Source organism: Variovorax sp. GW821-FHT10D07, from assembly GCF_059415325.1.
This window is the reverse complement of sequence record NZ_JBWKMZ010000006.1, coordinates 312,721-327,688: the sequence shown is the minus strand read 5'-3', so window position 1 is coordinate 327,688 and position 14,968 is coordinate 312,721. Positions and strand designations below refer to the sequence as shown.

Genomic DNA, 14,968 nt, shown 5'->3' with positions numbered 1-14,968 from the left:
TTGCGTGGGGAAAACAGCGCGCCGGATGCGGGGCCGCGTTACTGCGAAATGTTTCCCAAAAGTGAATGCATTCACATACTCATTCTGCGCACCTACCTGTTTCCTACCGTTATCTGTAGTATCCATTCGTACTACAGCTTGCAACGGAGATAACGATGACGATCGCGCGTGCTATAGGCAGCTCACCTTAGACAGTGCCGCCAGGGATCTCGACAGCTCGCCCTAGCGCACCACTCGAGCATTAACCGCCCACAGCGGTAGCCGGTCGTCAGAACGTAGACGACTCGCCCACGACCCCAGACGCCCCCTTCGCTCAACGAGCCGCTTCGGCTCGTATGGATGGGTGCGCCTGCGCGAAAACAGCCGGACTCCATGCAAAGACCCGCGTGCTGCGGGAGGGATGAGTCTTGCCGTTCGAAAAACAACCGACGTTGCCTCGCCCGAGGTCGACGCTTTCGAAACAAGACTCTGGAGAGTTTTGGATGCTTGCCCTATCGCCCAGCGGGGGACATCGTTTCTTTGCTGGACTTCATGCCCGCACGACGGTTTCGCCTCGTACGCTGATCTCTTCGATCGCGAGCGCTCACAACCGCACCGATGCAACTGCCAGTCAGTTGCAGCAACGTGCGTGCGCATACGTCTTCATCGGGAATCTTCCACAGCTCTCGCAGGCATACGGCATCGATTTCGCGATGGCCGTCAGTCGCGAGGTCCGCCGCCGACTCTGTTTCTCGTTCGTTCGCACGGAGAGCACCGACTTCGCCTTTCTGCGTGATGACTGCTACTTGCTGTGGTCTAACGAAAGTTTCCCCGTTCCGGTTGACTCCTCGCTGACTTCGGCCTGCGAACGCCTCGAATCCTTGCTCGCACATGTGGCCAAGCGTCCGATCGTGTACCGCGGTATCGCAGCGCTGGTGCAACTGCACAGCGACTGGATCGACGTACGCCCTCCTGCGGAGATGGACAGCACGGACGTCGAGCTCGCGCTATGGACGGCCCAGCAATGCGCGGAGTTCGAGCCGATGGAGCTGGATGGCTGGCGCCATCGATACCGCAGCGACATGGACGTCGCCGTGCGGGTGGCCGACGCGCTGTCCCGAGGATTCCTCAGCATGTCCTGGCGCCCGGTGGTCGGCGTGTATGGCGGCTCGACCTCCCTGTATCACTCGCTCGTTGCAAGCGCGGGGCCGGTGCCGGAGGAAAGCCGCGCCGATGCAGTGCGCGACAGCCTCTATGGGCCGTGCCTGGAGCGACTCGGCCTGGCGCGGCTGTGGGATCGCCATGCGATGCGCAAGACCCTGGCGATCCTGCGTCAGCGCCCGGCGTTGCGTCTCGGCGTGCGCCTCTCGACGCAAAGCGCGCACTGCGATCACTGGTGGACCTCCCTCTTCGCCGCGCTGCAGACCGAGCCGATGCTCGCTTCGCGCCTGGTGGTGGAGTTCAGCGCGAGCGGCGCTGTCTGCGCACTCGAGGCCATGCGCAAGTTCTGCAGCCGCCTGCAGGCCCTGGGTTGCCGTATCGCAGTTCGCAACCTCGGATGCCGCGACGGTGACCTCGCCATCGTTCACGCCTGCCGTCCCGACATCGCAAAGGTCGATCCGTCCTTCTTGCGTCGAGCCCGCGGCGGCGAGTTCGGACTGGAAGGGCTGCAGGAGATGGTGTCGCTGGCCGGCCACCTGGCGACCTATGCGGTCGTCGATGGCATCGAGCGCGAAGAAGACATGCACCTGGCACTGCGCGCAGGAGCCCAGTGGCTGGAGGGCTCCTTTCTCGAGAGCGCGAAGCTCGGGCGAGGGGAGGCGTACGCGTGAACGGCGAGATGCACATTCTTCTCGCGCGCATGGGTCTTCTGCTGGAACAGCTGCAGGAGACCGTGGGTGACCTGCTCGTTTGCAATGACTCGAACCGGCACCGGGTGCAGCTTCCGCCCGCCACGAAGCCCGCGCCGGGTGAAGCCGACAGCGCGACCGATGCCCAGTATCTGGCGCTCGAGGAGGCCATCCGCCAGCAGCGAAGAAGCGAGGTCCGCGAAAAGCTGCGTCCCGGCCGGCCCGTGGCGGCGCCCGCCGCCGCGGCAGAGGTCTCGTTGGGCTCGAGCAGTTGGCGGCTCGCGATGAATGGTTGGCGACTCGTGGCCGATGAGAAGGGCTTCGAGGTACGACTGCGTCCGCAGGAACGCTCGCTGCTGTTGCGGGTGGCTCATGCGCCGAGCCAGTTCCTCGCGCCGCACGAGGTCCGGGAACTCAATCGCTCGCTCGCCACCTCGGCCGTTGATGTCGCCGGTGCCTTCGTCCCCGGGCGCGACGAGGACGCGGAGGAGGGCGAGACATCGATCGATCTGCTGCACACCAAGGTCATCGGCCGTCTGCGTCGGCGCATGCGCACGCATGGCCATCTGCTTCCGCTGCGCACCTCCGCGGCAGGCAGCGTCTACGTCGATGAAGGCGGCGATCTCCCGCGCCAGATTCGGCGTCGGCCCGGCGTTTCCAAGACCCGTCACTCGCAACGAAGCGACAAGTCGCAGATCGCCCTGCACCTGGACATCCGCTCCTCCTCGACAGAGCACACGGGCGGCGCGACATGAGCGCGTTGCCTTCTGCCGTCTCCGCCGGCGGCCCTTCGCCCAGGCCCTCCCACCGCACTCCACAAGCAAACGGACACCTCATGACCACTTCATCTCACCCCCACCCAAAGCTCTGGCGCGTGCACGACATCACCCGATCGCTCGAGAAGGGTCTTGTCGCAGCCTGCCTGATCGCTGGCGCGGGCCAGGGGATGGCGAACAACGTCGGAGAGAACTCCGCGTGGCAGTTCCAGACCTCGGCCGACAAGGCCAACCAGGCCGCCATCCAGGACATGGTCCAGCGGCGCAAGGCCGGCAGCTACGGTGCCGCCAGCACCACCAACAACACCTACATCCAGCGCCAGTTCAACTGCGACGTCAGCGCGACCGCGCAGGGCAACCAGGGCTCGAACAGCACCGTTGCCAACTCGCCGAGCACCAGCGGCGCCGCGGCCACCTCGACCGGCAACGACAACACCGGCTGGAGCGGCAGCGGCACGGTGAGCACCGGCCAGGCCAACGCCGGCACCGTCGGCTCCCAGGTGAACGGCTCCACGACCACCGGGGTGCAGGGCTGGGCAGCCCAGGCACTCAACTCCAACCAGACCAACAGCGGCAGCCAGAGCGCAAGCGTCAGCGGCAGCACCGCCTGTGCCTACGGAACGCTCAACTGACGGAAATCCAGTCATGACATCGATCACCTTCGCTCGACCACGCCCGATGCCCACCACGGCGGTACGCACGCTCGGTGCGGCCGTTGCACTCGCCGCACTCGCGGGCTGCGTCACCGCCCCGCAGGAACGTGCCGCGCCCAAGGAAGCCCCCATCGTTCTCGGACCGGCCGTGCGCGACAACGTGACGCCGATGGAGGCCGTGCTCGCCTGCTATGGCGATCACGTCGCCGCCACTTCCAGGCCTCCCATCGTGGTCTCCGTGGGAGACGTGAAGGACTACACCGGCAAGTACAGCATCAACGAGGGCAATGCCATCACGCAGGGCGGTGCGCTGATGGTGTATTCGGCCCTGGGCAAGATGGGCGGCGCGGTCCAGGTCGCGGAGCGCTTCGATCCGGTCATCGCGGAGCGCGAGCTCGGCTATGCCGACCGTCGGCAGCTCGGCGACGGCCGCTCGCACCAACTGGCGGGTCCGGCCGGCAACCAGGTGGTGCCCTGGCTGCCTTACTTCGGCGGCTCGATCAACAAGTCCGACTACTTCATCGTCGGCGGCATCACCGAGCTCAACTACAACATCAACTCGGGTGGCGCCGAGTTCGCCGTCAACCAGGTCGGCATCAAGGCCAGGACCTTCAGCCAGTCGGTGGGCGTGGACCTGCGCATCGTCGACACCCGCACGCTGATGATCCTCAAGACCATCAGCCTGACCAAGCAGTTCAACGGCTACGAGGTCGGCTTCAACGTCTTCCGCTTCTTCCGCAACGACCTGTTCGACGTGGACGTCGGCGCCAAGGGCCAGGAGCCGGTGCAGCTGGGCATTCGCGCGGCGCTGGAAGAGGCCGTGGTCCGGCTGGTCGCCGCCGTCACCAAGGTCGACCCGAAGCCCTGCCTCGGGATGCGCGTGTTCGATGAACTGCCGCGCCAGTCGGCGGAGTCGCTTCGCAAGGTTCCCAACCCGATCGTCGATTCCAGCGGCGCGCGCGTGCTCACGGGCGAGGCCGTCAACGCGGCCAGCAACGCATCGTCTGTCAACACAGGCGACGGCGCGAGCGTGCAGATCCCGTTCGAGTTCGGCGCCGCGGCACTGACCGGCGGCACCTTGAATCTGCTCGACCAGATCGCGGCGGCCGCCGCCAAGGCACCCACCGAAGTGGTGCTGGTGGCGCGCGACACCGAGAACTGGGACGCGGGCAAACGCGATCTGCTGACGGACCAGCGCATCGGCGTCGTGACATCGGCGCTGGTCTCGCGCGGGATCGCCCCCGGCGGCATCAGCGTGAGCTGGCGGCCCGACAAGGCCGACACGGCCATCCATCGCGACGGTCCAGGGCTGCAAGAGGTCGCCAAGTTGCGCGTCCAGGGCGCGGGCTCGGGCAAGGGCGGGCCGGTTCAACCAGCCCGAGAGGAGAACACACGACGAGGGAGCTAAACCGCACTGAAAGCTGAACGCCACCACCACATCGATCCTCCGGATCCACCGAATTTTCGGAACTTTTGATCAATACCCAAGGAACTTCCATGAAGAAGACTCGCAATCTCCAGTCGCGTGCCATCAAGGCGCCGGCACTCAGCCGCGTCGGCCTCGCCGTGCTCGCCAGCTTGGCTGCCGGCGGCGCCATGGCCGCACCGCCCGAACTGGGCGCGACCACCACCATCAACGCGACCACCTCGACCGCCACCGCCTCGGGCTTCCTCACCGTGGATTCGGTGCAGACGAAGTCGCAGCCGGTGTCGGCGACCGCCGCCGGCCAGCAGATCGGCATCACGGTGGACGGCGTGCAGACCGGCACGTCGAACACCACGACGCAGAACACGGTGAACGCCACGGCCAAGGCCAATGAGTTCTCCAACGCGATCGACCTGTCCCTGACCGGCAACACGATCGCGCTCGATGGCGCGGCATCGCTGGGCGTGCAGACCAACACCGGCGCCATCACCAGCAACGCGAGCGGCAACTCGGTGGGCGTGAACCTCAATGGCTTCTCCTCGGGCGGCGCCTCGAACACGCAGAACACGATCTCGGCCACCACCGTGATCAATGGCGGTGCCTCCTCGGTGGCGGGTACCGTTCCGGTCGACTACGCCTCCAACGCCCCCGGCATCACCACGAGCACGCATTCGGTCGCCACGAACAGCAGCCAGGCCTCGGGCAGCATCGTGGTCACCACGGCGCAGCAGGGCACCGGCCCCGCATCGTCCGCGAGCGCCAGCGGCAATGCCGTCACGCTCGATCTGACCGCGGACGGCGCGAACGCCGTGAGTTCGGCGCCCGCGCTCGACGGCAACACCGTCTCCGCCACGCTCAAGGGCAACGCGGCGACCAACACCGCCTCGATCCAGGCCGGCGGCGCACCGACCTTCGCCGGCTCGGCCGTCGTGAGCAACCTGCAACTGAACCAGGGCGTGGGCGTGACGCACAACGCGTCGAACACCGCCACCTCGATCGATGCCACGATCGGCAGCAACGGCACGGGCACCACCAACGTGTTGAACGGTGCCCTGTCGGTTCAAGGCAACACGATCTCCAGCGCTGCCACGGGCAACGAAGCCCTGGGTGCCGCCGGCGTCGCCGGCAACCGCATCGTGCTGGCTGATGGGATCTCCGTCGCCGGTTCGGGCGACCCGACCGTCAACAGCAGCACCTACAGTGCCGGCAGCCAGAGCTCGCAGCTCGGTGCGGACCTCGCGATCCTGAACACCCAGGGCAATGTCGGCGTGGCGCTGCAAGGCTCCACCAATGCCGCCAGCGTGACCGCCACCGTGCAGTCGATCGACGGCGGCGCGGCGACCGTCTCGGGCAACGCGATCACCTCCGCGGCCACCGGCAACGCCGTTTCCAGCGCCATTGCGACCGGCCAGAACGGTGCGACCTTCTCCGCCACCGCCGCGCTCGCGAACCAGCAGAGCAACTTCGGCGGCGGCGTTTCGGCCGTCACCGCACCGTCGATCATCGGTGCTGCAACCGGCCTGGAAAACGGCACCACCAAGGACAGCACGGTGGCCGTCGAGCAGAACCGCGCTGCCGCTTCCGCTTACGGCAACAGCGCGACCCAGAGCCTTTCGCTGGCCGCCAACGCCTTGCCGCTGGGCGCCGGCGCCACCGTCCTGAGCGGTGGCCGCACGCCCGATGGCAACGTCTCGGCCAGCGGCGCCGCCACGATCACCAGCCTGCAGAGCAACTACGCCAGCCCGGTTTCGGCCACGCTGGGCGGCTCGTACGTGGGCGCGTACGTCGACTCGCGCGGCACCGGCGGTGACACCATCACCGGCAGCACGGTCAGCGCGAGCAAGAACACGCAGGAAGCCGTCGGCCTGGCCAACAGCGCTTCCAACACGCTGTCGCTCACTGGCACGAGCATCGGTTCGGGCGCAGGCATCGCGAACATCCAGGTGGTGGACGCAGCCTCGCCGGTGAGCACCGTGCTGGGCGGCTCGGCCGCCGCGGTCTACGCCGGCACGCACATCACGGACACCAGCCTGAGCCTGTCGGACAACCTGCAGCGCTCCATCGCCTACGGCAACTCGACCGGCAACACCCTGACGGTTGCCGCCAACGGCGCCACCGTGCCCACCTCGGTGGCACCGGCGTCCACGCTGTCGAGCACCCCGAGCCTGGGCGGCACGGTCACCGCCGCCTACGGCCTGCTGAACAACCAGTCGGCACTCGGCGACGTGGATGCGCAAGCCACCGGCTTCGGCGGTCCCCTGGGCGCGCTGACGGTCCTGCTGGAAGGCAACGCCACCCGCAGCCAGATCGCCAACCAGGGCAATGCCTTCGTCGCGGCCGCCTACGGCAACGACGCGAGCAACGCCGGCAGCGTGAGCCTGGGTACCGGTGTCGACGCAGCGGGCGCGGCATCGATCGCCAACGTCACCAGCGCACAGACGGCCAGCGGTGCCGTTTCGGCAACCGCCACCGGCGGCGCCGTTATTGCCACCGCCATCCAGGACAACGTCTCGGCCTCGACGGTTGCCACCTCCGGCAACCAGATCCAGGCCCTGGCGTTCGGAAGCCGCGGCACGAACAGCCTGAGCGCGTCGGGCAATGGCATCGACACCGCATCGGCCACGCCGCTCACCGGCGCGACCTCGAACGCCGGCACGCTCACGACCAACGCCGCCTTCAGCGTGCAGAACGCGCAATCGGGCGCGGGTTCGGTCACCGCGACACAGCGTGACGGAGCGCTGGTCGGTGGCACCGCCGCTGGCGTGCTGACCGCCGTGGGTGGCAACGTGACCGGCTCGAGCATCGCCTCGAACGACAACGTCTCCACCGCCTCGGCGACCAGCAACGCCGCGACGAACAACCTGGGCCTGTCGGGCAACGGCCTGTCGACCACCACCGCCTTGCAGAACTCGCAGACGACCAGCGCCAGCGTCAATGCGCTGATCGGCCAGGCGGGTGTGGCGGGAAGCGCGGGTACCGCACCCGAGCCCTTCACGTTCAGTGCCACGGGAAGCGGACTGACCGTTTCGGGCTCCGGCGCCACCCTGACCTTGACGGGCGGTACGCTGACGGTGCTGGCATCCAGCCTCTCGCCGGCGCAACTGAGCTATCTCACCAGCAACGGCTGGACGCAGTCGGGCGGAAACGTCAGTGGTTCGGCGACTTTGCTCGGCACGATCTCGTTGTCGGCCTACTCGTCGATCGTGGACGGTGGCGCGGCCGTGCTGTCGGGGCTCATCCCCGGCACGCCGGCCACGCCGAGCGTCCCGAACCAGGGCGGCGTCATCCTGGCCGTCTCGGGTGCCGTGACCGGCTCGCAGTTGTCCGTCAACGGCAACAGCAACACCGGCTCGGTCACGGGCAACAGCGCGACCAACACCACGAGCGTCACCGGCAACTCCGTCGCAGCCGGCAGCGGCCGCACGGTGGCGACCGCTGGTGCCCTCGTGACCGGCTCGGGCGCGCAGGCGGACAACGCGCTGTCGAACGTGCAATCGGTGACCGGTGACTCGGCGCTGGTGAGCAACGTGTACGGCAGCTTCGCCGTGGATACCGTGGCCGGCTCGGCCATCGGCAACTCCACGGTGAGCGTGTCCAACAACAGCCAGCGCGCAAGCTCGGTGGCCAACACGGCCACCAACACCCTGGGCGTGACCGCCACCAACCTGGCGGCGACTTCCGCGCTGGCTTCGCAGCAATCGAGCACCGCCTCGGTCGCCGCGAGCTCGGACGCGGAGCTGTACGCGCCGGGCGCCGTGTCGGGCTCGTCGGTGGCGCTGGCCAACAACCGCAACGTTTCGCTGGGCGTGATCAACGATGCCACGAACGCGCTGACGGTCACCGCGGGTAACGCAACGCCGGTCGGTGCCGCGACCAATGCCGTTCTGAACGCGGCGGGCGCCACCGGCGACCACGTGCTCAGCAACAGCCAGGCCGCGTCCACCTCGGTCTCCAGCACGGCGAGCACGCGCCTGTACAACCAGGATCGCGTGGCCACGGCCACCACGGGCCTGGCGGACAGCACGTTCTCGATCACCGGCAATGCGACCACGGCCGAGGCTTCGGCCAACCGCGCCGACAACAGCGTGACGCTCTCCGGCGCCGCGCTGCAAGGCAGCAACGCCGGTCTGAGCAATGCGCAGACCAGCAGCGCCGCCGTCAACGCGAGCTCGACCACCGCCGCGGGCTTCAGCCTGGCGGGTGGCGTGCCGGCAGCGACCGCCGCGCTCAACAGCGGGCTGACCATCGACGGCAACAGCACGACGGCGCTGGCTCGCGGCAACGCGGCAAGCAACGTGCTCAACGTGTCGGCTGGCAGCAGCTACGCAACGCCCGCACCGGTTGCCGGCAGCACCGTCGGCGCCTCGCAAGCGGCCGCCGCCGTGCTCAACAACCAGGGCAACACGGGCAACGTGAGCTCGTTCGCGACGGCCAGCTACCAGGTGGCCCTGAACGCGACGGCTCCCGTGCTCGTGCCTGGCGTGAGCGGCAGCACCGTGGCCGTCACCGGCAACACGACCGCCGCCGAAGCGTATGGCAACACCGCGACCAACCGCGTCAATGTGAGTGCGCCGAGCGCCAGCCGTCCGACGGCTGCGGTCGGAAACTTCCAGACCAACAGCGGCACGGTCGTGGCGACTGCCACCGGCGTGAACTACGGCATCGGCGTCACTGGCGCGGCGACGGGCAGCACGCTGCGCGCGGCCGGCAACCAGGTCAGCGCCACGGCCGTGGGCAACTCCGCCGTGTCGACGATCGCGTCGGTGCGGTGATCTAGTTTCGCCCCTCCCCCGGCGGACGGTTTGCTGCCGGGGACTTTTGCTCAAACCGCTTCGGCGGTTTGAGCCTTTTGATTCGCCGGTTCTTCTCTTGACTCCCTGCATTCTCATCAGAGCCCATCACCTCGAAGTCGCGCGCAGCCGCTGCGCAGCCTCGATTTCGACGCGCTCGAACGCGGTGGATCTGGCGCACCGAGTGAAGGCATACGGCCCCGCCAACGACGGCTCGCCACGTGATGGCGCACGCGTTGTCCTGCCGACTTATCACTTTCAGCCTTTCACACAACTGCTGCAAAGAGAGAGAACAGCTTCAGTTTTTATCAACTTCATTTCATCAATCACGGAAAAGCCGGGACCCTGACGGCCAGCGATACAGGTCCCTCTTGGGGGGATGAGCTGGAGCACGAAGGAGGAGACCGCGTCCGTTCCAGCATGTATCTGCACCCACTTATTGCCACGCTGCCCGACAGCGAGCGTGCGTTGCTTGTTCAAAGCACCGAGTTCCGAAACTATCGCCGCAACGATGTCGTACTCGCCGTCGACGAGACATCCGAACATGTTTATTGCGTCGCCACTGGACTGCTGCGTGTCGTGGTACACGGCAGCGGTGGCGACAGCGAAGGCGTCACCACCGATTTCGTCAGCAAGGACGACTTCTTCTTCAGCCCTTCGTTGAAGGAAGACAGCTATGTGGCGCAGTCCACGTTGATCGCGGCGCTTCCTTCTTCCGTCTACCTCATCCCCATCCATGTGCTGCGGCGTCTTTGCACGCTTTTTCCGCAGGTCGCCGTGGGTCTCCTGGAGTCGGCCGTCAAGCGGGTCTCCATGGTGCATGGCCAGCTGCGGCGAATTTCCTCGCTCCCGCCCGTCGAACTGGTCGGCCGGGTGCTTCATGAATTGACCCACCTGGCACCGGCCGGCCCCGGCGGCTACGACAAGCGGATCACGCAGGCCGTGATCGCTTCGTATGCCGGGCTCTCGCGCGAGGGGGTGAACAAGGCGATGCGCGAACTCGAGAACCGCGGCCTCGTCCGGCGGGACGACGAGGGCGTGCACGTGCCTCCAGAGTTTGCTTCCACCGATTTCGGCGCCCTGGAACTCGAAGGCGACAACGAGGACGCATCGGACACCAAGCTGCAGAACCCCTCCGATAGGCACCGCTCACGTCGAGGCTCCTGACGCCATGGCACCGTTCCCCTTCACACCAAAGAGCGCGCCCATGAAGCGCGGAGGGGACACGCAACCACTACGAGAAAAACACAGGGATGGATGTCACGGATCGGATCTTCAGGATGGATGCCGTCGGGAATCAGAGAGGGAAAGATGAAGAGTGTCCAAGATCCGCTCACGGGCTTGCTCGCTCGTCAGAGCTTCGTCGATGCGGCTTCGCATTGGCTCGGATCGGAGAAGCGGCCGCGCCAGCGCCTGGTGATCTTCGAAGTCTTCGGCTTGTCGATCATCAACGAGACGCAAGGGCTGGCATGGGGAGACAAGGTGCTGCAGGAGGTGGCTCGATGGCTGGCATCGAAGTTCGATCCGGCCCGGTGTGTGCTGGGCCGGTGGGCGGGCAACAAGTTCGTCGTGCTCTACGAGCCGCGCGGTACCGAGGCCTTTCCCGGCGATATCCATCGCGCGAGCCTCGGGTCCCTCGGGCTTGGGTCGAGTCTCGGCAGACAGGCGGACCTGACGCGTCTGCACATCGGCTTCTGCGACAGCGGTTCACGCCAGATCGATGAGCTCCTGACCTTCGCGAGCGAGGCGCTTCACGCGTCCGCGCGCTCGGTGGGGGCATGGGGCTATCGCTTCGACGAGGCGATGCATCGACGCCTGTTGCGCCGCCAGGACATCGAGAAGGATCTGGCCTGTGCCATCGAGGCACGGGAGATCGGGCTCTGGTATCAGCCGATCCTCTCGAGCGATGGAGCCAGCCTTCATAGCCTGGAGGCGCTGTTGCGCTGGCACCATCCGAGGCAGGGATGGACTTCACCGGAGGAGGTGGTTCACGCGGCCGCGGTCATGGGGATGGGCGAAACGCTGTTGCAGCACATCCTGCAGGAGGTCTGTCACGGCTTGCACGCGTTGGCGGATGCGGACCCCCGGTTCGAAAAGGTTCCGGTGGCCATGAACGTGTCGCCCCGTGAGATCGGAGATCTTCCTCTGAGCGACATCGTGTTGAGGACATTGCTGCGCGAGGGCATCGCCCCTCGGCATCTGAGGATCGAGATCACCGAGGAAAGCGCGCTGGACAGCCTGTCGTCTTCGGGGCAGCTCGAAGCGCTTGCGGCAGCCGGGATCGCCATCGCGGTGGACGACTTCGGCACCGGCTATTCGTCGCTGGCGATGCTGGGCGACAAGTACGTCAAGCAGATCAAGATCGATCGACTGCTGATATCGGAATTCCACCGGTCCGACAGGCGCATGCTGCTCGTGGATTCGATCATTCACCTCGGGAACGCACTGGGCATGGAGGTGGTGGGCGAGGGCGTGGAAACGCTCGAAGAGCTCGAGCACCTGCGCTTGCTCGGTTGTTCGCTGGTGCAGGGCTACTACCTGGCGCGGCCGACGCCGCTCGAGACATTGATCGCCCAGGTTCGTCACGCAAGATTGGATGGGGGCTAGCCCGCGCACCCCGATTGTTGGCAACGCGCACTGGCGCAGCTCACGGATCCGCCTGCGGCCGCCGAGCTGCTGCTGTTGCTGGCTTGAATGCTGTTCGCCTCCACCCGGATCGATCGGGATAGCGGAAGGGGCAGGCCCTTATTCAGCCAGCAACATGCATGCGAGCGATGGAGGAATGGACAGCGCAGCTTCAGAGCTTCGAGCCGCCGTCGACGTGCAAGGTGTGGCCCGTGACCCAGCGAGCCTCGTCGGACGCCAGGAAAGTCACGGCATCGCCGATGTCCTCCGGCTGAGCCAGGCGCTTGAGTGCCTGCATGCCCAAGGTGGCAGCGCGTCCGGCGTCCGTCCTGGTGAAGCTGGACATCTCGGTCTCGACCACGCCCGGCGCGACCGCGTTGACGCGGATGCCGCGCTCGCCGAGCGCCGTGGCGAAATGCGTCACGAGCGTGTCGATGGCCCCCTTGCTGGCCGCATAGGCGGACAGGGTGCCGACCGACGCGCGCGCAGCCAGTGAGGAAACCAGCACGATGCTGCTGCCTTCGCACAGTGCCGGCAGCAATTGCTGCACCAGGAAGAACGGCGCGCGCACGTTCACCGCGAAGAGATGGTCGAAGTCCTCCACGGTCGTGTCCTCGATCGAGGCGGCCTTGGAGATGCCGGCGTTCGCCACCAGCACATCGAGGCGGCCGCCGATGATGTTGCGCACGCGTTGCGCCAGGTCATGCGGTCCGGTGGGCGAGCGCAAGTCGGCTGCGACCTTCTCCGCCTTGCCCCCTGCACCGCGGATCTCGTCGACAACGGCGGCCGCTTCCTTCTCGCCGCTGCCGTAGTGAACCAGTACCTGGGCCCCGGCGCGAGCCAGCGCCAAAGCACTGGCTCGGCCGATGCCGCGCGATGCGCCCGTGACCAGGGCGGTCTTGCCCGAAAGGGTGTTGTTCACGGTGTGCTCCTCAGATTGCAACGGCTTCGAGCGGGAAACGATGCGCGTCGGCGACGGCCTGGCTGCGCTCGCTGAGCGATGGACGGTCTGACATGGTGGAACTCCTGCATGTGCGGTTCGTGGCGAGTCAGCCGGCGGTCTTGCCGCCGTCCACCGTGACGATCTGGCCCGTCACGAAGGCGGCCCCTTCCGAGGCCAGGAAGAGCACGGCGGCAGCGATCTCGTCCGGCTTGCCGACACGGCCCAGGGGTACCCCCGCGGCCAGGGCCGCCTTGTTCTCCGGCGTGCCTGTGAAACGGTCCAGCATGCCGGTGTCGGTCGGTCCGGGGGCCACGGCGTTCACGCGCACGCCGGAGGCCGCGACTTCGAGCGCGGCCGACTTCGTCATCCCTTCGACGGCATGCTTGCTGCCCGCGTAGATCGAGGCGTAGGCAGCACCTTCATGGCCATAGGTCGAGGAGATGTTGACGATGCTTCCGCTGCCCTGCGCGGTCATTGCACGCAGCTCGTGTTTCATGCTCAGCAGCGTGCCGAGCACATTGGTGTCGAAGGTCGCGGCGTAGCTCTGCGCCGTCTGATCGACGATCGGGCCAGGCTGGCCTTCGGTGCCGGCGTTGTTGACGGCGACATCGAGGCGGCCGAAGCGGGCGACGGTCTGGTCCACCAATTGGCCGACCTCGGCGTCGTTGCGCACGTCGGCTTCGATGAAGAAGGCCTGCGCACCCAGCGCATGGAGTTCGGCTTCGAGCGCCTTGCCTTGCGGCACGCGGCGTCCGGAGACGACGAGGCGGGCATGGGTGCGGGCGAATGCCAAGGCGGTGGCACGGCCGATGCCGGTCAGGGCGCCGGTGATGAGGACAACGGGTTGGTTCATGATGAAAAATCCTATGGGCATGACGATGGAAGCATGGATGGCTCGACTGACCACTTCGCTGCCGGTCGCGTCTCCATAGGGGAGAATCTAGGGATTCGGCGCAACTTTTAAAAAGACTTTGTGGGCTGGTGGGCATGCCTGTGAAGCATGGGGATGCACATGGAACTGCGACATCTGAGGTATTTCATCGCGGTCGCGGAGACGGGCAGCCTGACCGTCGCGGCCGAGCGGCGCCTGCATACCTCGCAGCCGTCGCTGAGTCGACAGATCCGCGACCTGGAAGACCAGGTCGGGGTGGCGTTGTTGCATCGAAGCGCCCGCGGGGTGGAGTTGACGGCGGCCGGCAAGGCGTTCATCGACCATGCGCGGCTGGCGCTGACCCAGGTCGACGCGGCTGTCGAAGCTGCTCGGCGGGCCGCGCTGCCTTCGAAGCAGCGCTTCGCGCTGGGCTTCCTGACGGGGCAGGAGATGACCTGGTTGCCCCGAGCCATGCATCTGCTTCGAGACGAGTTGCCGAACATCGACGTGACGGTCTCCAGCGACTATTCCCCCGATCTGGCGGATGCCGTGGCACGCGGCAAGCTGGATCTGGCCTTTCTGCGCGCCGAGCCGGGCTTCGACCTGAGCTATCGAACCGTGGGCCGAGAGCCTTTGGTGGTCCTGATGCCCAGCGATCATGCGCTGACGGCTCGGGCCGCCGTCACGCCGCAGGACCTGGTCGGCAGTCCGTTCATTGGCATGGCCAACAAGGCGCGGGTGCTGCAGGCCGTGGTGGACGACTACCTGGTGCGCTCGGGCGTGAAGATCACGCCGACACAAGGCGTGGACAACCCCGCCATGGTGATGTCGCTGGTCGCCTCGACACGTGGCCTGGCGCTGATTCCCGACTATGTCGAGAACCTGCTTCCCTGGTCGGTCGTCAGCCGTCCGCTGGCAGGCGAGGTGCCGACCATCGATCTGGTGGTGGGGTACAGCAAGTCCAATGCGTCGCCGGCGCTCCAGCTGTTTGTTTCCAGGCTGGGAGAGTTGGTGGCGAGGGCAGCGGAGAGGCCCGCCGCGGCATCGTGAGATCA

At 66.7% G+C, this 14,968-nt stretch carries 10 protein-coding genes; 8 read left to right on the top strand and 2 right to left on the bottom strand.

Annotated features, from left to right (window positions below; translation table 11 throughout):
* Positions 1-482: 482 nt before the first annotated feature.
* The 7 genes from AC07PU_RS20190 to AC07PU_RS20160 all read left to right on the top strand — a co-directional run bounded on the left by AC07PU_RS20190 (position 483) and on the right by AC07PU_RS20160 (position 12,081).
* Positions 483-1,811 carry an EAL domain-containing protein gene (locus AC07PU_RS20190; protein ID WP_296783944.1) on the top strand — a complete coding sequence of 443 codons (1,329 nt, stop codon included), beginning with the start codon at positions 483-485 and terminating at the stop codon, positions 1,809-1,811.
* The gene (locus AC07PU_RS20185; RefSeq protein ID WP_495319875.1) at positions 1,808-2,584 is read left to right on the top strand and encodes a hypothetical protein; all 777 of its coding nucleotides are present in this window, start codon (positions 1,808-1,810) and stop codon (positions 2,582-2,584) included. The genes AC07PU_RS20190 and AC07PU_RS20185 overlap by 4 nt, the downstream gene beginning before the upstream one ends.
* 80 nt (positions 2,585-2,664) lie before the next feature.
* A complete protein-coding gene (locus tag AC07PU_RS20180; protein WP_495319874.1) occupies positions 2,665-3,237 on the top strand; it encodes a hypothetical protein in 573 nt (190 codons plus the stop codon).
* Between the two features lie 13 nt (positions 3,238-3,250).
* A complete protein-coding gene (locus AC07PU_RS20175; RefSeq protein ID WP_495319872.1) occupies positions 3,251-4,666 on the top strand; it encodes a CsgG/HfaB family protein in 1,416 nt (471 codons plus the stop codon).
* An 89-nt stretch (positions 4,667-4,755) separates the two neighbouring features.
* The gene (locus tag AC07PU_RS20170) at positions 4,756-9,456 is read left to right on the top strand and encodes a beta strand repeat-containing protein (RefSeq protein ID WP_495319870.1); all 4,701 of its coding nucleotides are present in this window, start codon (positions 4,756-4,758) and stop codon (positions 9,454-9,456) included.
* 438 nt (positions 9,457-9,894) lie between these two features.
* Positions 9,895-10,641: a Crp/Fnr family transcriptional regulator gene (locus AC07PU_RS20165; RefSeq protein WP_093345249.1), complete on the top strand. Its 747-nt coding sequence runs from the start codon at positions 9,895-9,897 to the stop codon at positions 10,639-10,641.
* Positions 10,642-10,785: 144 nt separating this feature from the next.
* Positions 10,786-12,081, top strand: coding sequence for an EAL domain-containing protein (locus tag AC07PU_RS20160; protein WP_495319867.1), 1,296 nt, complete (start codon positions 10,786-10,788; stop codon positions 12,079-12,081).
* 190 nt (positions 12,082-12,271) lie between these two features.
* Here the strand turns inward: AC07PU_RS20160 and AC07PU_RS20155 are convergent, their stop codons facing one another.
* Together AC07PU_RS20155 and AC07PU_RS20150 are read right to left on the bottom strand one after the other, a co-directional pair.
* On the bottom strand, positions 12,272-13,021 hold the full coding sequence (locus AC07PU_RS20155) for an SDR family NAD(P)-dependent oxidoreductase (protein ID WP_495319865.1): 750 nt from the start codon (positions 13,019-13,021) through the stop codon (positions 12,272-12,274).
* 127 nt (positions 13,022-13,148) lie between these two features.
* A complete protein-coding gene (locus AC07PU_RS20150; protein ID WP_495319863.1) occupies positions 13,149-13,895 on the bottom strand; it encodes an SDR family NAD(P)-dependent oxidoreductase in 747 nt (248 codons plus the stop codon).
* Between the two features lie 159 nt (positions 13,896-14,054).
* On the opposite strand from AC07PU_RS20150, the gene AC07PU_RS20145 reads away from it, so the two are divergent.
* On the top strand, positions 14,055-14,963 hold the full coding sequence (locus AC07PU_RS20145) for a LysR family transcriptional regulator (protein WP_495319861.1): 909 nt from the start codon (positions 14,055-14,057) through the stop codon (positions 14,961-14,963).
* Positions 14,964-14,968: the final 5 nt, after the last annotated feature.

Bases quoted from the DNA above. Each gene is read 5' to 3' on its own strand.
- AC07PU_RS20170 (WP_495319870.1), top strand. From the start codon at position 4,756: ATGAAGAAGACTCGCAATCTCCAGTCGCGTGCCATCAAGGCGCCGGCA.
- AC07PU_RS20165 (WP_093345249.1), top strand. From the start codon at position 9,895: ATGTATCTGCACCCACTTATTGCCACGCTGCCCGACAGCGAGCGTGCG.
- AC07PU_RS20180 (WP_495319874.1), top strand. From the start codon at position 2,665: ATGACCACTTCATCTCACCCCCACCCAAAGCTCTGGCGCGTGCACGAC.
- AC07PU_RS20145 (WP_495319861.1), top strand. From the start codon at position 14,055: ATGGAACTGCGACATCTGAGGTATTTCATCGCGGTCGCGGAGACGGGC.
- AC07PU_RS20190 (WP_296783944.1), top strand. From the start codon at position 483: ATGCTTGCCCTATCGCCCAGCGGGGGACATCGTTTCTTTGCTGGACTT.
- AC07PU_RS20160 (WP_495319867.1), top strand. From the start codon at position 10,786: ATGAAGAGTGTCCAAGATCCGCTCACGGGCTTGCTCGCTCGTCAGAGC.
- AC07PU_RS20150 (WP_495319863.1), bottom strand. From the start codon at position 13,895: ATGAACCAACCCGTTGTCCTCATCACCGGCGCCCTGACCGGCATCGGC.
- AC07PU_RS20175 (WP_495319872.1), top strand. From the start codon at position 3,251: ATGACATCGATCACCTTCGCTCGACCACGCCCGATGCCCACCACGGCG.